The organism is Cryobacterium sp. SO2 (genome assembly GCF_026151165.2).
GTDB lineage: Bacteria > Actinomycetota > Actinomycetes > Actinomycetales > Microbacteriaceae > Cryobacterium.
In genome coordinates this window covers 2,421,571-2,438,262 of sequence record NZ_CP117849.1, presented here as the reverse complement: position 1 = coordinate 2,438,262, position 16,692 = coordinate 2,421,571, and the positions used below count along the sequence as shown (strand labels likewise).

Annotated in this window: 21 protein-coding genes and 1 tRNA gene; 11 read left to right on the top strand and 11 right to left on the bottom strand. The window is 65.3% G+C overall.

Features of this window, described 5'->3' with window-relative positions:
- The first annotated feature begins 3 nt into the window (after nucleotides 1-3).
- On the top strand, nucleotides 4-411 hold the full coding sequence (locus BJQ94_RS11320; RefSeq protein ID WP_265400184.1) for a MarR family transcriptional regulator: 408 nt from the start codon (nucleotides 4-6) through the stop codon (nucleotides 409-411).
- Nucleotides 412-468: 57 nt separating this feature from the next.
- On the opposite strand, the gene BJQ94_RS11315 is transcribed toward BJQ94_RS11320, so the two are convergent.
- Entirely contained in the window at nucleotides 469-870 is a 402-nt protein-coding gene (locus tag BJQ94_RS11315) for a cupin domain-containing protein (protein ID WP_265400185.1), read from the bottom strand.
- A 166-nt stretch (nucleotides 871-1,036) separates the two neighbouring features.
- On the opposite strand from BJQ94_RS11315, the gene BJQ94_RS11310 reads away from it, so the two are divergent.
- Nucleotides 1,037-1,381, top strand: coding sequence for a carboxymuconolactone decarboxylase family protein (locus BJQ94_RS11310; protein ID WP_265400186.1), 345 nt, complete (start codon nucleotides 1,037-1,039; stop codon nucleotides 1,379-1,381).
- A 62-nt stretch (nucleotides 1,382-1,443) separates the two neighbouring features.
- Entirely contained in the window at nucleotides 1,444-1,704 is a 261-nt protein-coding gene (locus tag BJQ94_RS11305; protein WP_265400187.1) for a hypothetical protein, read from the top strand.
- 76 nt (nucleotides 1,705-1,780) lie between these two features.
- Here the strand turns inward: BJQ94_RS11305 and BJQ94_RS11300 are convergent, their stop codons facing one another.
- Nucleotides 1,781-2,578: a hypothetical protein gene (locus BJQ94_RS11300; RefSeq protein ID WP_265400188.1), complete on the bottom strand. Its 798-nt coding sequence runs from the start codon at nucleotides 2,576-2,578 to the stop codon at nucleotides 1,781-1,783.
- A 150-nt stretch (nucleotides 2,579-2,728) separates the two neighbouring features.
- On the opposite strand from BJQ94_RS11300, the gene BJQ94_RS11295 reads away from it, so the two are divergent.
- Complete coding sequence (locus BJQ94_RS11295; RefSeq protein WP_265400189.1) at nucleotides 2,729-3,379, top strand: DedA family protein; 651 nt, start codon at nucleotides 2,729-2,731, stop codon at nucleotides 3,377-3,379.
- Nucleotides 3,380-3,410: 31 nt separating this feature from the next.
- Here BJQ94_RS11295 and BJQ94_RS11290 read toward each other — a convergent pair whose 3' ends face one another.
- From BJQ94_RS11290 to BJQ94_RS11270, 5 genes are all read right to left on the bottom strand, one after another.
- Nucleotides 3,411-4,424, bottom strand: a complete 1,014-nt coding sequence (locus tag BJQ94_RS11290; protein WP_265400190.1) for a HAMP domain-containing sensor histidine kinase — start codon at nucleotides 4,422-4,424, stop codon at nucleotides 3,411-3,413.
- The gene (locus BJQ94_RS11285) at nucleotides 4,421-5,095 is read right to left on the bottom strand and encodes a response regulator transcription factor (protein ID WP_265400191.1); all 675 of its coding nucleotides are present in this window, start codon (nucleotides 5,093-5,095) and stop codon (nucleotides 4,421-4,423) included. Before BJQ94_RS11285 ends, BJQ94_RS11290 begins: the two co-directional genes overlap by 4 nt.
- A 222-nt stretch (nucleotides 5,096-5,317) precedes the next feature.
- Nucleotides 5,318-6,514, bottom strand: coding sequence for a glycosyltransferase (locus BJQ94_RS11280; protein WP_265400192.1), 1,197 nt, complete (start codon nucleotides 6,512-6,514; stop codon nucleotides 5,318-5,320).
- A gap of 178 nt (nucleotides 6,515-6,692) precedes the next feature.
- Nucleotides 6,693-7,319 carry a hypothetical protein gene (locus tag BJQ94_RS11275; protein ID WP_265400193.1) on the bottom strand — a complete coding sequence of 209 codons (627 nt, stop codon included), beginning with the start codon at nucleotides 7,317-7,319 and terminating at the stop codon, nucleotides 6,693-6,695.
- 5 nt (nucleotides 7,320-7,324) lie between these two features.
- Complete coding sequence (locus BJQ94_RS11270; protein WP_265400194.1) at nucleotides 7,325-8,479, bottom strand: alpha/beta hydrolase; 1,155 nt, start codon at nucleotides 8,477-8,479, stop codon at nucleotides 7,325-7,327.
- A gap of 126 nt (nucleotides 8,480-8,605) precedes the next feature.
- On the opposite strand from BJQ94_RS11270, the gene BJQ94_RS11265 reads away from it, so the two are divergent.
- Nucleotides 8,606-9,349: a hypothetical protein gene (locus tag BJQ94_RS11265; RefSeq protein ID WP_265400195.1), complete on the top strand. Its 744-nt coding sequence runs from the start codon at nucleotides 8,606-8,608 to the stop codon at nucleotides 9,347-9,349.
- A gap of 5 nt (nucleotides 9,350-9,354) precedes the next feature.
- Here the strand turns inward: BJQ94_RS11265 and BJQ94_RS11260 are convergent, their stop codons facing one another.
- The gene (locus BJQ94_RS11260; protein ID WP_265400196.1) at nucleotides 9,355-10,026 is read right to left on the bottom strand and encodes an SDR family oxidoreductase; all 672 of its coding nucleotides are present in this window, start codon (nucleotides 10,024-10,026) and stop codon (nucleotides 9,355-9,357) included.
- A 239-nt stretch (nucleotides 10,027-10,265) separates the two neighbouring features.
- On the opposite strand from BJQ94_RS11260, the gene BJQ94_RS11255 reads away from it, so the two are divergent.
- From BJQ94_RS11255 to BJQ94_RS11240, 4 genes are all read left to right on the top strand, one after another.
- The gene (locus BJQ94_RS11255) at nucleotides 10,266-11,201 is read left to right on the top strand and encodes a patatin-like phospholipase family protein (protein WP_265400197.1); all 936 of its coding nucleotides are present in this window, start codon (nucleotides 10,266-10,268) and stop codon (nucleotides 11,199-11,201) included.
- 120 nt (nucleotides 11,202-11,321) lie between these two features.
- On the top strand, nucleotides 11,322-11,798 hold the full coding sequence (locus BJQ94_RS11250; protein WP_265400198.1) for a DUF6325 family protein: 477 nt from the start codon (nucleotides 11,322-11,324) through the stop codon (nucleotides 11,796-11,798).
- 216 nt (nucleotides 11,799-12,014) lie between these two features.
- Nucleotides 12,015-13,355: a phosphoribosyltransferase family protein gene (locus BJQ94_RS11245; protein ID WP_265400199.1), complete on the top strand. Its 1,341-nt coding sequence runs from the start codon at nucleotides 12,015-12,017 to the stop codon at nucleotides 13,353-13,355.
- Between the two features lie 60 nt (nucleotides 13,356-13,415).
- Nucleotides 13,416-14,084: a phosphoribosyltransferase family protein gene (locus BJQ94_RS11240; protein WP_265400200.1), complete on the top strand. Its 669-nt coding sequence runs from the start codon at nucleotides 13,416-13,418 to the stop codon at nucleotides 14,082-14,084.
- Nucleotides 14,085-14,087: 3 nt separating this feature from the next.
- Here BJQ94_RS11240 and BJQ94_RS11235 read toward each other — a convergent pair whose 3' ends face one another.
- Together BJQ94_RS11235 and BJQ94_RS11230 are read right to left on the bottom strand one after the other, a co-directional pair.
- Nucleotides 14,088-14,465, bottom strand: coding sequence for a YciI family protein (locus BJQ94_RS11235; protein ID WP_265400201.1), 378 nt, complete (start codon nucleotides 14,463-14,465; stop codon nucleotides 14,088-14,090).
- 43 nt (nucleotides 14,466-14,508) lie between these two features.
- Complete coding sequence (locus tag BJQ94_RS11230; RefSeq protein WP_265400202.1) at nucleotides 14,509-15,147, bottom strand: MBL fold metallo-hydrolase; 639 nt, start codon at nucleotides 15,145-15,147, stop codon at nucleotides 14,509-14,511.
- Between the two features lie 178 nt (nucleotides 15,148-15,325).
- On the opposite strand from BJQ94_RS11230, the gene BJQ94_RS11225 reads away from it, so the two are divergent.
- Nucleotides 15,326-15,398: transfer RNA gene (locus BJQ94_RS11225), tRNA-Glu, on the top strand.
- A 78-nt stretch (nucleotides 15,399-15,476) separates the two neighbouring features.
- Here the strand turns inward: BJQ94_RS11225 and BJQ94_RS11220 are convergent.
- A complete protein-coding gene (locus tag BJQ94_RS11220) occupies nucleotides 15,477-15,896 on the bottom strand; it encodes a hypothetical protein (RefSeq protein WP_265400203.1) in 420 nt (139 codons plus the stop codon).
- Between the two features lie 188 nt (nucleotides 15,897-16,084).
- Here BJQ94_RS11220 and BJQ94_RS11215 point away from each other — a divergent pair, with 188 nt between their 5' ends.
- On the top strand, nucleotides 16,085-16,645 hold the full coding sequence (locus BJQ94_RS11215; protein ID WP_265400204.1) for a DoxX family protein: 561 nt from the start codon (nucleotides 16,085-16,087) through the stop codon (nucleotides 16,643-16,645).
- Nucleotides 16,646-16,692 lie beyond the last annotated feature (47 nt).

Sequence of the window (16,692 nt, the reverse complement as noted above, 5' to 3'; positions counted from 1 at the left end):
AGATTGGAGATCAAGCTCTGGAACGGACTCGATGCCCACCTGGAAGCAACAGTTGGGGTGTCCCTGGCCACATTTCAGGCACTTGCCGCGATCCGCTCAACAGCGGGGTCTGCTCGGGTGCAGGACATCTCCGTGAAAATGTCGATCACGGTCGGAGCAACCAGCAAGCTCGTTGACCGGCTCGAACGGGATGGCCTCGCGGTGCGTTCGGCCAACCCCACTGACCGGCGATCCTCCATCGTGGCCCTCACCCAGACCGGAGCGACCACCGTGGCGGCGGCCGAGGCGGCAGCTGAATCACACCTCGCTGGCATGCTGGGTGACATCCTTCCCGGTCAGGAGGCCACGCGCCTCCTCGTTCAGCTGACCGCCCTACAGGATTACGACATCATCACGACGAACCGCTCATAGGGGCGGCGACCCCGGCCGAGACTCGATCGGTTCGGGGTCGTCGCCAGAGGTGTGCGGTTACTTGCCGTTGTACTCGTCGTCGGTGACGTGCTCGAGCCACACGGTGGTGGCCGAGGGATCGTCGCCGGCTTCGAGCATGGCGATGTGCTCCATGAAGGTGCCACCGGACGCGGCGTGGAAGTGTTCTTCGCCGGGTGGGGTGTACAGCGTCTGCCCGGGGTGGACCTCGATGATGCTGCCGTCGCGGGCACCGAAGCGGGCTACTCCCTGGGTGACGCGGAGGTACTGGCCGCGTGCGTGGGAGTGCCAGGCGGTTCGGGCGCCGGGGGCGAAGCGCACGGTGGCGACGGTCATCCGCTGGTCGTCGGTGTGGGGCGTGGCGACGAGGTCAAGCCACACGTCGCCGGCGAACTGAGCGGCCGGGTTCTTGACGGTGGGGTTCTGGGGTTCGATCTGCATGGTGTTTCTCCTTAACAGTGGTGCTGGTTGATGCGCGGGCGATGCCCGGGGCAGGTCGACGCCGATGGGACGACGTTACGACAGATGCAACCAATGAGGGAGGCCCTCCCAGTACGTCCTCCACCAGGGCCTCCCGCATACGGAGCACGTGCGGTTGAGTAGCGCTATGACTGACACCACCAGCAACCAGAACCGCAAGCAGGTCGGCGGAGGCCGCCGAATTCTCGGCGACTTCTCTCCCAAGCTCGCGGCCCTCACCGACGACGTCCTGTTCGAGGATGTCTGGAACCGTCCTGAACTGTCCCCTCGGGACCGCAGCCTCATCACCGTTGCTGTGCTCGCGGCCGGCGGCGACTACGACCAACTCGCCTTCCACCTCGGTCACGCCGTGGCGAACGGTGTGACCCAGGACGAGCTCATCGAAACCATCACCCATGTCACCTTCTACGCGGGCTGGCCCAAGGGGATGGGCTCGATGAATGTCGCCAAGCGTGTCTTCGCCGAACAATGAACCAGACCAGCAATAAGCCAGACCAGCAGGATTCGCTCGTCGACAAGACCATGACCGCCTAGGTGACCGGCGACGGTATCGGTTACGTGAAGAGGGTGCTTCCGGTCTACGCAGCCGGACAGGGGCAGCTTAACCACCGGCGCGTCATCGTCATCCCCGACTCACCCTCCTTCACCGACGCGGCGGCCCTCCCTACCGCGTTGTTCACCGAGCACGGCGCAGTGACCACCGCCGGAATAGCATCGGGTGCCACAGTCCTGTTCACAGAGGCGACTTCCGCGATCGGATTGATCGGTGTGCAGATCGCCAAGGTCCTCGGCTAACTCGCCGAGGCGATCGAACGACTGCGAAGTGGTCACGCCGAAGGAAAGATCGCCGTAACCGTGCACTGACACTCGTTTACAGGGTCTGCACGAGTGGAGCGTCGATGTTGCGCGAGCGAGCGGACAGGACGGTCACCAGGACGAGGATCACAGCCAGGAACAGCGCACTTGTTCCTGTCGTGCCCAGCCCGAGTCCGCCGTCGGCGACGGGCTGGGAAAGGAGGTCACCGGTTGACGCCCCGAGCGGCCGGGTGAGGATGTACGCGATCCAGAACGCCAGCACGGCATTGAGATGAAAAATGAAATATGCGACTGCCACAAGCGCGATAGCGCCGATAAAAACGAGCAGTGCGACGAGGTAGCCGAGGTCCAGGCTTTCGGCGACGAGGTCGCCGGCCGCGGTTCCGAGCGCGAAGGTGAAGAGCACCGCCAGCCAGTAGAACGTCTCCCTGCGCGTGGTGAAAATCGAGTGGATGGAGAGGGTCTCTTCAGACAGAAACCACGTTGTGAAGGTGACCGCGAGGATAACGGCGAACACTGCTGTCGTGACCCACAAGGGCACCCCGAGGCTGTCGGTGAGGTTGTCCGTGATCAACGTGCCCACGATGCTGATGAGCACAACGGCGAGCCAGTACACGGCAGGCACGTAGCGGCGGAGTGTGAACTGCACGAGGAGAGCGGCGATGAGAAACACGGCCATGACGATTGAGGTGAGTGTGAGCCCGAGCCCCAGGTCGACATTGAGGAAGTCCGCGGCGGTCTCACCGACCGTGGTGGCCAGGACCTTGATCACCCAGAAGACGAGGGTGACCTCTGGAACCTTGTTGAGCATTCGACGGGTGGACGACTGACTGCGGGAATGCTCTGAGTTCATGGGTGAACGCTCCTTCTGAGTGGGTTAGCACTAGTCAGCGAAACTGCCCGGGTCTAAGACTTCTCACAGAAGTTATCAGCGGTACCGAATCTCTCAGGAACCAGCAGCATTCTTGGCCGTTTCTTAGAGACAGGTTGCGAGGGTAGACGGATGATCCACTCCATGCTGCCGGTCGCCGGTTTTCTTGACCCTCAAGCGTTGATCTCCGGTGCAGGAGCCTGGGGGCTGGTCGTGATCTGCGCCATCGTCTTCGCAGAAACCGGTCTCCTCATCGGATTCTTCCTCCCGGGGGACACCCTTCTCTTCTTCGCCGGGGTACTCACCCTCAGCGGAGCAGTCAATCAGCCCTTGTGGATGGTCATCCCTGCTGTCGTGCTTTCCGCCGCCGCTGGAGATCAGGTCGGCTACGTCATCGGTCGTCGAACCGGCCCGCCAATATTCGAGCGCCGAGAATCCGGGCTCTTCAGCAGAAGGAGCGTCCAGCGCACGCAGGCGTTCTTTGATCGTTTCGGTCCGGCAGCCGTTTTGGTGGCCCGATTCGTCCCCGTGGTTCGAACGTTCGCACCCGTCGCCGCAGGCGTGGGGAAAATGCGCCGAGGGCTCTTCACCCTGTTCAACGTCGTGGGCGCGTCGGTGTGGGCGACGGGAGTGATCATGCTGGGGTACGGCTTAGCCCACATTCCCGGGGTATCCGAGTTCGCTGCCCGATACATCGACGTTGTGTTGGTGGGCATTGTGGTGCTTTCGGTTATACCGGTCCTGGTGCGCACAGCGATCATTCGTCGCCGGCGAGTGGCGTAGATTTCTCACCCGCTTTCGCTTGTCGCCGCCCCTAGGCAACGCGCGGCGACTGTTTCGCTCGGGGAACCGTGAGCCGAATCGCGGTGCCCTCGCTGGAGCTGGCGAGAACAGCGACTCCTCCGCCGTAGCGCACGGCAATTTCCCGAACCAGCGAGAGACCGATACCGAAACCGGTGCGAGCATCCCCACCGCCATCCACGGCTTGCCCAGAGTGTGCGAAACGATCGAAGACTCGAGCCGGATCTATTCCTTGAATCCCAGGGCCAGTGTCGCGGACTGTGACCGAGACTGCTTTCTGCGTCACAGTCAGGCCCACGTTGACGACTGAGTGCTCGGGTGCGAATCGCAGGGCGTTGTCGAGCAAGGCGATGATGCATCGGGTGATGCTGGATGCTGGCACGCGCGCGGCCGCGGAACCGGTGGTATCGAAGGCTATGGTGACGTGTTTTTCCACGGCGATCAGAGACATCGACTGCACAGCGGCGGCCACTGCCGCGGCCACGTCCACCGCATCAACTTCCTCGACGGAGGGGCTATCGATTTCCGCCGACTCGAGGAGATCATTCACAATGTTGATCAGGTCCTTCGCATCGCTGCGAAGCTCAGCAACGGTTGCGGATGCCGGGTCGTCTGCCGGCAGGGCACGTTGCAAGATCTGCAGCCTGGCATCGAGCACGGCCAACGGCGTGCGCAATTCGTGACTGGCGTCGGCGACGAAGGCACGCTGGATTCGCAGTGCCTCGCCCAGAGGTTGAACCGCCCGCCTGGTGACCAACCAACTCATCACCCCCGCGAGCACGATCAGCGCCCCGCCGAGGACGGCCGCAGCGCGCAGAAGATCAACGGCGCTGAGCGTGAGGTTGTCAGGGTCAGGTACTCTTTCAAACAGCTCAGCGGCAGGTATCTCCGAGAGGAGATACAAGAAAACGGCGAGAATTACGAGCGCGACAACTGCGGCGCAGGTGAGCGCAATACGAGTCCCCACGATGCGTGAAGCGCGTCGGATCGCGAGGGTGTCGCTGTCAATGATGGGGCGGTGGGTCACGGCTGTCCCAGCCGGTAGCCCTGCCCGCGCACGGTGAGGACGATGTCAGTTTCGGTCTTGCGTCGAAGGTAATGCACGTAGGTATCGACAGTGCCGGCGGTGTCGTCAGCGTTGAACACTGCGTTAAGGATCTGCTGACGGCTGAATGTGCGGTTTGGGGCCTCGGCGAGAAGCTTGAGCAAGTCATTCTCTTTGGCCGTGAGCAGAATACGGCCGTCGTACGGCGAATAGATGGTGCGGCTGTCAGGGTAATACGCCCACCCGCCCACGACCAGGGTGCGTCCCTCGCCCGTGAAGACCCGACGGATGGCGCGCAGCCGGGCCAGGAGCTCGTCGAACTCAAACGGTTTGACCAGGTAGTCATTCGCGCCGGAATCAAGACCGTCCACTTTGTCCCTGGTCGTACCGAGTGCGGTGAGCAACAGGATAGGGGTGGTGACCAGCTTGCGGCGAAGAGCAGTAACGACGCTCAGCCCATCCAACGACGGCAACCGTCGATCGATGACCATGACCTCGAAGTCGCCCAGCAGTCCGGCGGAGAGCCCCTCGGCACCGTCGGCCACCAAGGTGACCTCATAGTTCTCGGTCAGCACCTGCGTGATCAGCGGCCCAAGCTTTGCGTCGTCCTCGATCAGGAGCAGTCGAGCGCGGGCTTTGCCCTCAGCGATCATCGGAAGCTCCTTGGACGGCACGAACGGCGGTTGCGTCGGGGCGTTGTCCCTTCAAGTGTGGCACCAGCAGCAGCCACGCGGCATTCTCGAGGACCACGAAGGCTGCTGCTGCACTGAACGGGTGGCCGCTGCCGGAATCAGAGTGTCCATCACCCCAGCGTGCCTCGAGGCATCACAGGGACGTCTAAGAAACCCAAACGCGGGTCGACAGATGCGGGTCAGTCAGGCCGCGGCCCGATTGCTCCCGAGGAGGCCGCTCACGACGGCTGAGTACTCGGCAATCATGCGTTGGCGCCCGAAGCGCGCCCGAGCAGACAGGCTCTGGTTTCGAAGCTCTGGTCTCTGGTCGAGGACAGCATCCCACGTTGCGGCGATAGTGGCCGGGTCGTGCGTCGTGACGAATCCAATGCCGTTCACCGTGACAGCGGAGTCGCCGACATCCGTGGTGACCGGCGTCGCACCGGACGCCGCGCCTTCGAGGAGGCACAGGGGTGATGCTTCGCCGAAGGCACTGGTGAGCGCGACGATGTCGGCGATCTGGTAGATCGCCGGCATGTCATCGCGGATGCCGAGCGCGTGGAGATTTGTCGCAGCGGTGACACCCGAGTCCTGAACCAGGGTACGAAATGCGTCGTTCTCCACGGTCATCCCTGCGCCGCAGACGAGGAAGTGCGTCTCGGGCCGCTGCTGGGAAAGCAGGGCGGCGGAACGCAAGAACAGGCCGGGATCCTTCATGGCGTCGAACCGGGCGGCGAACACCACGACGGGTGCTGCCGCTGGTATCCCGAACCGCCGCCGCGTCGAGGCTTGCTCGTCGTCCGTGCCGGGGCGGAAGCGATCTGTGTCGATGCCGTTGCCGATGACGAATCGTGCTGTCGTCGGCGCCAGAAATGGTCTGTAGGCGTCGCTGGTCGACTGGGCGCACGAGATCTCCGCCGTCAACAGGCCGTTCGAGGCTGCTTCGCTGAGCCAGGACAGGGCCGGCCCCGAGTGCCTCGGGTCGGAGCGATGGAGACACGCGGCAACGGGAATGTCAGGCATCAAGCCGCGCTCACGCAACGCGAGCAGCAGCCCGATCGGCTGCTCCTTCAGCGACAAGATCATGTCCGCTTGCCGGACCGCGTTCGCGGCGATGCGCAGCTGGCGCTCGGTGAACGTGGCCGGTGCAGGTGCGTCCAGCCCGCCAAGTCGCCCCAGCGTCGCCACCTCGACGCCCGACTGGGTGAGGCGGAGATAACGCGGGTCATTGTGCAGGTGCTGAATGGTTGATTCGCGGCGGGCGGCCGATGCGATGGATAGGACGCTATGCCGTTGGCCGGCCCCGCTGTGTAGCCCGGCGATGAGATCGGTATGCAGGATGCGGGCGCCGCCGGCGAAGAAACCTTCATAGAGCGACAGGACTCGAATAGGACGGTTCATCGCGACGCCTCTCGGACTTGGTCAGGTGGTGTGACTGCGGCGACCCCTCGAGCGCATTCACCCGTGTCCGCCACACAGCGATATGCCGTTCGGACAATGCTGGAAGCTACGGGGCGAGATGTCGATTAACCGATGGTGTGCATTGGATGAACGAAAGCTCACGGACGTCGAGTACGAGTCATCGACAGCCGTTGAAGTCTTTCGCGGCGGCGGTCGGCACGCTCAGTGACACGACCATGTCGCCGTCCTCAACGCTCACGTTGTCGGCCTCCACGTCTGCCAGCGCGGCACAGTTCATCATCTCGGCGGGGTCGATCGTGACTGGACCGAGCTGGGCGGCGAGTGCCGTGCCCTCCCGCTCTTCGCCCCCGACGCTGATTCCCGAGACGGAGATCGACAGCTTCCCGTCGACAGCTTCTGGAGTGAGCTCGATGAGGACATCGCCGCCGAGGAGCGCCGACAGGGGTCCGGTGTCGATCGACGCGAGAATCGCACCGTCCGACAGCGTGATGTCGCCGACGGCGATGCCCGCCTTGGCGCTGATCGCCTGCTGCATCTGTGCGGCGTCGAGGTGCGCATCCAGGTGAAGTGTTCCCGTCAGGTACCCCCACAGTACGGGTTGGCTTCCCAGGGCCAGCTCGACCGGCGTGCTCGTCGCCGATAGCTCGGATTCGATACGACTGCGGAGCAGCGCATCCGCGACCGCGGCCAGCGAAGCCCCGGCGAGGAGTGCGGAGATGGCGATGATGAGTACGCGGGTTCGCGCGCGGATGCGGGGCGGCCGGCGGCCGGCCCGTCGTGTCACTACCGTCACTTGGAGCCGTCGAGGAAGAAGTCGTTGAGGATGCTCACGTACTCGGTGGGCTGGTCGAGGTGCACGACGTGTTCTGAGTCGACCCGCTTGTACGTTCCGTCCGAAAGCAGCGACATCGCCTGGTCCGCTTCGTCCTGATCCATCGCCCCGTTCAGTAGTCCGTCGTCAGTTGTCGAGAAGTTTGCGTGGATGAGCAGGGTCGGTGCCGTGATTTTCTGCAGTGCTTCGGCGTGATCGAAGCCTTCGTTCCACGATCCGTCGTAGAACGCGGCACCGAATCGCGGGTCGTATTCTTCGAGTCCGCGCATGAGCAGACGAATGGTCTCGTCGGGGATGAAGTTGAGCTCGACGGGTTCGCCCGGATTCGCCTCGCGGTAGGACGTGGTGAAGTATTTGATCACCGTCGCGGAGCCAGGAAACACGTTCTTGTCGAAGAATGCGGAGTTGTAGTCGAGCCAGTACACGAGGAAGTCCTCGTTGCCGGTTTCGCTGCTGGCGACGTCGTAGCTGCTCTTGAACGCCTTGATCGCCACGGTGTTCTTGATCTCGGGGTATTCGGAGGCGAACAGGGGCGGGTCCTCGAGTACGGCTGCCCTGACGATGTCGGGCCGGTTGGCTGCCAGCCAGGTCGTGAGGAGCCCGTCGGAGGAGTTGCCGCTGACGAAGGCCGGTTCGCCGATCTCCCGATCCATGAACGCGCCCAGATCGGCGCCGATCTGGTTCGCTGTCATCGGATAGTCGTCGGGGTAGGTCGTCGCGCCGTGGCCCTGGTAGTCGACGACGAAGACGTGGTAGTCATGCGCGAGATCCGGCATGACGCGGCTGTAGTCGAACCAGTCCATCAACTGCGCGTGCAGAAGTACGAGGGGTGGGCCGTTGTCGGGGCCCTCCACGTAGCTTAAGTTGACGTCGTTGACCTGCGCGGTCTTCTGCTCGTAACCGGCGTCGGCAACCTTCTGGATCCACGGGTCGACGTAGCTGTCGACGGAGTGCTTGAAGATGGCGAACGTCGTCACCGCCGCCACCGCGACCACTGCGACGTTGGCGCCGATCACGAGCCAGACCTTCCTCGCCCTCGAATGCGTTCGGGCCACGCCGGTCTTCGTTCCAGTGGTCGTGCCTGACATGTGGTCCTCGGTTCCCAATTTCATGTACACGCGCTGCGATCGGGCTGCTGTGGCCCAACGCAATAAAGCTAACGTAGCTATTATTCATGAATAATAGCTGTGTGAGTAGAGTGGCGCAGGTTACTGAGCGCCCGGCGGATGGAGAGAGAAATGGAAGCGAGATCGGATGCGCCCGCGCGATCGTCGTCGCGCTCTCGCGCCGAAATCGCCGCCGAACAGATCGCGGAGGTCGCTCGTGTGGCTGGAGGGGGAGTGCGCCTCGGGAGCCGCGAGGAGATGCGAGCGTTGTGCGGAGTTTCCGTCGGCACCCTGCACGAGGCGCTGCGACTGCTGCAATCGACGGGAGAGATCTTCGTTCGGACAGGTCCCGGCGGCGGGGTGTTCGCCGGCGAGAGCTCGGCGCTGTCCGGTCTTGTTCGATCGATTCATGGGCAAGTCTTCGACGCCCCCTTGTATCCGCAGACAGCCCGAGTGCTGGGAGCCCTCCGTCCGCTGATCTTCGCGGACGCGATTGGGAGTATGAATGACACCGGAGCTGCGAGGCTGGGAGAACGTGTGTCAGCGCTCGAAGCTGCGCGCGACGGAGAGTTGCGCGATCTTGTTCGCTCGAGCCTCGAGGTCTTCGCCACGATCGTCTCGATCCCGCCGCCCGGCATCCTGAAAACGGTGGCAGCATCCATCCTGCGGGCTCAGATGGACACACTGCGGGAGCTCTCGGGGCAGATCGGCTCAGAGTGGCGTGCCACTGCGGACGAACACATCGAAGCCGTCTCAAATATGGTCCGAGCGATCGTTGACGCCGACCTCACTCGAGCCCTCGCCTACGCCAGCGATCCACCCTTCATGGGGCTTTTCGAAAAGATCGCCGACCGCTCGGCTACGGGATCGCGGTGATTCTTTCAGAGAACGCCGCGTATCCGGTGTCCGACGGCGATTGACTCCCCGGATACTGCGGACAGGGGCGAAATGAGGAAGGCCACGAGGTCGGCGATCTGAGCTGGCGATGACTCTCCGCCGCGGCCATCGGCCACGACGGTTGCCGGCTCCTCTGTCACGAGCGCCGGATTGACGGTGTTGATCGTGACCCCTGACCCGGCGATCTCGTCGGCAAGGTTTTTCGCGGTGATGTTGAGCGCGGCATTGCGCACGGCCCCGGTGACATTGCCGGTAATGAAGGCGTTCTGTCCGCTGATGCCCACAATGCGCCCGTATCCGGCAGCGAGCATGACCGGGATGGCCGCGTTCGCGACTCTGAGGAAGGCGAGTGCCTTACCATCGAACGCTTCCGCGACCTGCGCCGGGTCGCTGTTGCGTGACGGGTCGAGAGTATGCGCTGCGGGGGCTGCGGCGACGACCACGGCATCGAGCCGACCGTGATCCGCGACAGTCTTCGCGATGCCGTCGTCGACCGACCTCTGGTCGGCGGCATCCAGGACGATTCCCACGTTCGCGGTGCGCGATGCCACAACGACCGTGGCGCCCTCGGCGCGGGCTCGATCGACGATGGCGGACCCGATGAAGCCCGTCCCGCCCACGACGAGAACGACCCGGCCACGCAACTGAAGATCCATGCATCCACGCTAGTGCGCCGCGCCGAATAACCCGGCTGGTTTGACGGATTGTCGAGAGGCTGGTCGTGGCGGATGCGCGCTGGGTGCACCACGGGTAGAGTTCGGGGAACGTGACACGATTTGAGGAGGTGAGCCCGATGCACACACTGTCCACTCTGGGCGCTCCTTCGAGTTCACGATCGCGCGACTGACGTAGCCGTCGCGGGGAGCGCTGCACGCACTCTCAGAAAGCTACGACTATGAATGATTCCCTCACGCGCGACTCGGAGCCGACATCCCCGGACGCTTGCCCATCCCGCACGGCGTTGGTGCTCGGCGGTGGCGGGTCGACGGGCAACGCCTGGTTGATCGGCGTCGTGGCCGGCCTGGTCGAGGCCGGGTTGGATGTGACAGAGGCCGATCTGATCGTCGGCACCTCCGCCGGATCCACCGCAGCGGCCCAGATCACCGGCGCGAGCCCCACCCAGCTGCTGGCCGACATCCTCGCCGCCACACCCCCGGCGCCGACGCGACCGGACCGATCCGGCCGAGGACCTGCGCCGACCAGGTCCGCGACCGACCACCTGGAGCGTACGAGCGCACTCATCGCCGCCGCCGAGGATGCGGCCGCCATGCGCTGCAGAATGGGTGCGGCAGCCCTCGACTTGGCGGCGGAGTTGGACGACTCCGTGCAGACGCGGTGGCGCGCGACCGTCGCGACCAGACTGCCCAGCCAACTCTGGCCACGGCGGCGGGTGCTCATCACTGCGGTCGATGCCCGAACCGGAGAACCGGTTGTGTTCGACCGTCACAGCTGGGTCGACTTGGTCGACGCCGTGGCCGCCAGCTGTGCCAGCGGATTCGCCTACCGCATCGGCGATGCCTGGTACATCGACGGCGGCTATCGGTCTAACGCCGACAATGCCGATCTGGCAGCCGGATACGCGCGGGTGCTCGTGCTGTCACCCTTCGGTGGCCGATCTCTCACGCCGGTGCGCTGGGGCCTGCATCTCGCAACGCAGGCCGATGAGCTACGTGCCGGCGGCAGCAGAGTGGAAACGGTCTTCCCCGACAGCAGCTCCGAGCACCTGTTCGGCGCCAATGCGATGAATCCGTCGCTCCGTCCGCCCGCCGCACGGGTCGGGTACGACCACGGCAGGGCGCTCGCCGAGCGGCTTGCGGAATTCTGGCGCTGAGGCTGGCGAACCCGGGCGAGATGGCCAAGCGGTGCACGATAGCCGGGGCGGGCGTACCATGGGCCGCAAATCTCGGCGGTGCTCTCTGGGCAGCGGTCGAGCCTGATGATCGGAGTAGTGATGGTTGAGACTTCTCTCGACGCCCTGGGCCCCGTCGACTTTCTCATCGTGGAGTTTCCCGAGGGACAATCGACGTTCTCGGGCGAGATGGCCGAGGAGCTGGTGAGGCTCACCGACTCGGGAACCATCCGCCTCATCGACGCCGTCATCCTCGCCAAGGATCACCAGGGCGGCATTGAGGCGATGGAACTCTCCGACGTCGGAGACCTCGGCGCGCTGCAGACGCTCGAAGCCGAACTGGCAGAGCTGCTCGCCGAGGAGGACATCGTGAACCTCGCCGCGGCGATGGACCCCGGAAGCATTGCCGGTGTGCTCGTCTACGAGAACCTGTGGGCCGCGCCCTTCGCGTCTGCGGCGCGGCGCGCCGGGGGCCAACTGATCGCGAATGGACGAATCCCCGTTCAGGCCATCATCGCCTCCATCGACGCCGATGAGGCACCAGAGCCGCGAGACACACCCGAGACACCAGGAGGATGACATGCCGCTGAGGCCCGCACGAGTAGGACGAGTCGGCGTTGTACGTGCGCCGGTCGCCAAGGCCGCCGTCGTCGGCGCGGCGGTTTCCCCCGGCCCGTCGCCGGTCGCGAAGGCGGCTGTCGTCGGAGCCGCCGTCACACCCCGCCGGCGCAGGATCTAGCGCCCAGCGCCCCCTAGCTCCTAGCGCCAAGGGCCGTCGAGGACCATCATGGCCCGGTGGTGCTCTTCTCTGATCGTGTCGACGCCGGCCGGCAGCTGGCGGGCCAACTCCTCGAGCTGCGTGGACAGGACGTTGTGGTGCTGGGCATTCCCCGAGGGGGAGTGCCGGTCGCCTTCGAGGTCGCCGCCGCGCTCGCGGCCCCGCTCGACGTGATCGTGGTGCGCAAGCTGGGCGTGCCCTTTCAACCCGAACTCGCGATGGGCGCCATCGGCGAGGGAGGCGAAGAACTCGTCGACGAGTCGATCGTGGCGCTCACCGGGGTCACGGATGCGGAGGTGCAGGCGGTCGAGACCCGCGAACGTGCCCACCTGGATGCCCGGGTGGCCCGGTTGCGGCCGGGTCGTGACCGGATTTCCCTGCAGGGGCGCATCGCGGTAATCGTTGACGACGGCGTGGCCACCGGTGCCACGGCGCAGGTGGCCTGTGATGTGGCCAGGCGGCTCGGCGCCGAGAGGGTGATCCTCGCGGTGCCCGTGATCGCCGCCAGCACCCTGGGTACACTCACCGGCGCCGACGACGTCGTCTACGTCGCTGCGCCGGAAGCCTTCTGGGCGGTCGGGCAGTTCTACACCGATTTTTCCGCCACCGACGACGCCGAGGTCGTGCGCCTGCTCGACGAGGCCGCGCGGCGGCTGACCGGAGACGTCGCTCCGCCGGCGCCGGACACCGATGCCGATGCCGATGCCGATATCGAGGTTGAGATTCCTCTCGCCGAGGTGACGTTGCGCGGGCACCTGCACCTGCCGGCATCGCCGACCGGGGTGGTGCTCTTCGCCCACGGCAGCGGCAGCAGCCGGCACAGCCCCCGCAATCAGTATGTGGCCGACGTGCTGTACGGGGCGGGGCTGGGCACGTTGCTGTTCGACCTGCTCACGCCGCAGGAGGAATTGGACCGCGGCAACGTCTTCGACATCGAGTTGCTCGGGCGGCGTTTGACCGAGGTCACCCACTGGGTGTCGGACCGCGCGGACGCGGCTGGAAGCCACATCGGCTACTTCGGCGCCAGTACCGGAGCCGCCGCGGCCCTCTGGGCGGCCGGCGACCCCGGTGTGACGATCGCCGCCGTCGTGTCCCGTGGTGGCCGGCCCGATCTGGCCGGCGCCAGGTTGCCGCAGGTGACCTCGCCCACACTGCTCATCGTTGGCGGTGCCGACACCGACGTGCTGGAGCTCAACCGCGACGCGCAGAGACTCCTGCGCTGCGAGAACCGGGTGGCCGTCGTGCCCGGGGCCACCCACCTCTTCGAGGAGCCGGGCACGCTGGGCGCCGCCGCCGAGTTGGCCGCAGACTGGTTCGCCCGCTTCCTGCTGCCGCCAGACGTCGAGGCGCCGGCGTAAAGGGTTGGTCGCTGGAATGCCGGGCTTGCGGGAGGTTCGGTGTTGGACGACGCTGCAGCCATGGCGCTCTTCACCGATCGAGCGGATGCCGGCCGCCAGCTGGCACACATCCTCACGGGCTTTCGGGGCCAGAACATCGTGGTGCTCGGCCTGCCACGCGGGGGAGTGCCGGTTGCAGCGGAGGTGGCGAAGGCACTGGATGCGCCGCTGGACGTGATCATCGTGCGCAAACTCGGTCTTCCGTTCGACCTCGAGGTGGCTATGGGCGCGATCGGCGAGAACGGGGTGCGGGTGTTCAACCCGCGCGTGCTGGCGCTCGCCGAGGTCACCGGCGCCCAGATTCAGGCTGTCGAACGCCGGGAGCGAATCGTGCTCGAGGCGAGGGCGGCTGAGTTGCGGTGCGTTCGCCCGCCCCTGAATCTGGCCGGCCGCACGGCCGTCATCGTGGACGACGGGGTGGCCACCGGGTCCACGGCTCGAGCAGCGTGCCGGGTCGCCCGGCATCTCGGTGCCGCCCGGGTGGTGCTGGCGGTGCCCGTCATCGCGGCGCAGGCCGAGTCGGAGCTCAGACAGCCCGCGGGCACGGCCGCAGACGAGGTTATCGCGGTTGCGACGCCCTTCGGCTTCGCGGCCGTCGGGCAGTACTACCGGCGATTCGACGCCGTCGGGGAGGCGGAGGTGTCGGCTCTGCTCACGGCGGCGGCGGAGCGTCGCTCCGACACCACCTGACGGTCAGGGCTCGCCGCGCCAGCGTCCATCGCGGAACGCCAGGGCCGCCCGGCGCACCTCGACCACGCCGTACAGAGCGGCCGGGCATTTCTCCGCCCAGCCCAGCGCTGTGGCCCGGTTCGGCACGTCGATCACGAAGCAGCCCGAGAGGGTCTCGACGGCGTCGATGAAAGGTCCGTCGCGCACCTCCCGGCTGCCGCCGCGGAGCGTAACGGTGGTGGACTCGGCTGCGGGCCGGAAGATGTCCGCCGCCACCAGCGCACCGGACTCTTGCAGCGAGGCCGCATACGCGTCGAAGAGTTCCCGGAACGGCGCCAGCTCCTCCTCGGAGATGTCGCCCTCCCTGGTCTCGGCCTTGATGATGAGCAACGAGAAACGCATGAGATCTCCTTCGATATGCGTTTACAAGTCGCGCGATATGCGGTTACAGGTCGAGCGACTCGTGTGGTTCGAGCGGGAAGAAGGTGCCGCCGTTCTGTTCGGTGGCGGCCTTGATCCGGGAATTCGACAGGTCCTTGCCACTGCGTGACAGGCCCATCTCGTGAGTGGGGAAACTGCGGCGCGGCTTGACCGCGAGCACGTAGTCGATGACCTCACTGATCTTCAGCCACGGAGCACCGGCCGGCACGGCCAGGGTCTGCACGTCGATGCCGTCGGGAATCGTGAACGCGTCGCCCGGGTAGAACAACTCGTCGTTAACGAGCACCCCCACATTGTCGATCACGGGGATCGACGAGTGGATCACGGCGTGCTTCTCGCCAAAGAACCGCAGGGTGAACGGCCCGGCCGTCACGGTGTCGCCCTCGGCGACGACGGTCACGGGGATGTCACCGGCCGCGGCGGCCACGCCGGCGGGTCCGTAGATCGGCACGCCGGGGTTCATGGCGATCACCCGGCCCAATTGCTCGGGGGTCCAGTGATCGGGGTGCTCGTGCGTAATGACCACCGCGGCCGCATTCGCGGTCTCGGTGAGCGCGGTGGTGAACGATCCGGGGTCGATGAACAGCTTTTGCCCTGAGGCTTCGAGGACGAGTGCGGCGTGCTCCAGTTTGGTCAACTTCATGTCTCGAGCTAATACCCAAACCCAGCCACCGGCAACGATCGACACGCGCATCCTGAGAGCACCCGCAGCCGTGCACGGTACTCTGACAGCAGCAACGGATGCCTGTGCGACGCGCGGACGAACACCTCGATTTGAACTGAGTATCGAGCATGTGGCATACTCGTGAAGTTGCAAAAACGGCCCCATCGTTTAGCGGCCTAGGACACCGCCCTCTCACGGCGGTAACACCGGTTCGAATCCGGTTGGGGTCACAAACGCCCGGTTCTCCCTCTGCTGAGGGGGACCCGGGCATATTTCGTTAAGGCCCGGAACGACGTCGAAAGCCGAGTTCAGGGACTCGTGCGGCGAACGTGGCGAAGAAGAAGACCTGCGCTGGCAATGTGGATGACTGCGGCAACACTTGCTCCGACGACGCCGGGCGTTCTGGAACGAGCCGCGATGGCCACGTCGCCCAGCTGCACGAGTCCACCTCCGAGAAACGCAACGGCGGCGGCTGTCGGAGCGCGCCGCATCGTCAGGCCGGCCGCGACGAGGCCGGCCGCAATGCCCACCGCTCGAAGACCATACATATCGACGAAAAAGCCGGTCGCTACGTCCGAGGCGACGGGTGTTCTGACGAGGTTCGACGGGTTGACGATCGCGACCACACCGAAGGCACCCGAGGCCACAGCCACGGCGATGTTCAGCCCGGACAGACCGGTCCAGGTGCCGGATCGTGCGATACCCACATCATTCACGGACTGATTCATGTCGGTACTGTATCGGGCGCGCGCGCGAAATGCCTCCGGGCCCTGTTTTTGGGGCTGATCGGCATCAAGTGTTCACCCGGGTGGGACGTTCGACCCTGTCGTTGCTGCGAACGGGCTGGGAGTCTTGAACTCACAGTCCAATGTCAGACGACACGGACATCCGAATTCGACATAGAGGAAACCATCCCATGGCCAGCACCACCACCCGCGGGGCCGCGGTCACCGCTCCCGCCGCGACGACCGGCACCACCCTGCTCCAGCGTCGCACCCTCGCGGTGCTGCGTCTGGCCACAGGATTCATCTTCCTGTGGGCCTTCCTCGACAAGACGTTCGGCCTGGGCTTCTCCACTCCCACCGAGAACTCGTGGCTGAACGGCGGAACCCCGGCCCAGGGCTTCCTCAACAGTCCCGGCGTCACCGGACCGCTGCAGCCGTTCTTCGTCGGCATCGCCAGCCCGCTCGTCGACTTCCTGTTCATGCTCGGCATGATCGCCGTCGGCCTGGCCGTGATGCTCGGTGTGGGTCTGCGCATCAGCGCCGTCGCCGGCAGCCTCATCATGGTGTTCATGTACCTCGCGGAATGGCCCTTCACCGCCGGCGCCGCATCGACCAACCCGCTCGTCGACTACCACATCATCTACGCGCTCGCCCTGATCGTCGTCGCGGTCTTTGCCGCCGGGGACACCTGGGGCTTCGGTAAGACCTGGAAGGCCCTGCCGATCGTGCAGAAGTACACCTGGCTGGTCTAGTCCGGCAGCACACAGCAGTACCCGGCCGGCCACCCTTCGGGGTGGCC

Excerpts from the sequence above, each read along its gene's own strand:
- BJQ94_RS11315 (WP_265400185.1), bottom strand. The coding sequence starts at position 870 with ATGCAGATCGAACCCCAGAACCCCACCGTCAAGAACCCGGCCGCTCAG.
- BJQ94_RS11310 (WP_265400186.1), top strand. The coding sequence starts at position 1,037 with ATGACTGACACCACCAGCAACCAGAACCGCAAGCAGGTCGGCGGAGGC.
- BJQ94_RS11300 (WP_265400188.1), bottom strand. The coding sequence starts at position 2,578 with ATGAACTCAGAGCATTCCCGCAGTCAGTCGTCCACCCGTCGAATGCTC.
- BJQ94_RS11295 (WP_265400189.1), top strand. The coding sequence starts at position 2,729 with ATGATCCACTCCATGCTGCCGGTCGCCGGTTTTCTTGACCCTCAAGCG.
- BJQ94_RS11285 (WP_265400191.1), bottom strand. The coding sequence starts at position 5,095 with ATGATCGCTGAGGGCAAAGCCCGCGCTCGACTGCTCCTGATCGAGGAC.
- BJQ94_RS11280 (WP_265400192.1), bottom strand. The coding sequence starts at position 6,514 with ATGAACCGTCCTATTCGAGTCCTGTCGCTCTATGAAGGTTTCTTCGCC.
- BJQ94_RS11270 (WP_265400194.1), bottom strand. The coding sequence starts at position 8,479 with ATGAAATTGGGAACCGAGGACCACATGTCAGGCACGACCACTGGAACG.
- BJQ94_RS11265 (WP_265400195.1), top strand. The coding sequence starts at position 8,606 with ATGGAAGCGAGATCGGATGCGCCCGCGCGATCGTCGTCGCGCTCTCGC.
- BJQ94_RS11260 (WP_265400196.1), bottom strand. The coding sequence starts at position 10,026 with ATGGATCTTCAGTTGCGTGGCCGGGTCGTTCTCGTCGTGGGCGGGACG.
- BJQ94_RS11255 (WP_265400197.1), top strand. The coding sequence starts at position 10,266 with ATGAATGATTCCCTCACGCGCGACTCGGAGCCGACATCCCCGGACGCT.
- BJQ94_RS11250 (WP_265400198.1), top strand. The coding sequence starts at position 11,322 with ATGGTTGAGACTTCTCTCGACGCCCTGGGCCCCGTCGACTTTCTCATC.
- BJQ94_RS11240 (WP_265400200.1), top strand. The coding sequence starts at position 13,416 with ATGGCGCTCTTCACCGATCGAGCGGATGCCGGCCGCCAGCTGGCACAC.
- BJQ94_RS11235 (WP_265400201.1), bottom strand. The coding sequence starts at position 14,465 with ATGCGTTTCTCGTTGCTCATCATCAAGGCCGAGACCAGGGAGGGCGAC.
- BJQ94_RS11230 (WP_265400202.1), bottom strand. The coding sequence starts at position 15,147 with ATGAAGTTGACCAAACTGGAGCACGCCGCACTCGTCCTCGAAGCCTCA.
- BJQ94_RS11220 (WP_265400203.1), bottom strand. The coding sequence starts at position 15,896 with ATGAATCAGTCCGTGAATGATGTGGGTATCGCACGATCCGGCACCTGG.
- BJQ94_RS11215 (WP_265400204.1), top strand. The coding sequence starts at position 16,085 with ATGGCCAGCACCACCACCCGCGGGGCCGCGGTCACCGCTCCCGCCGCG.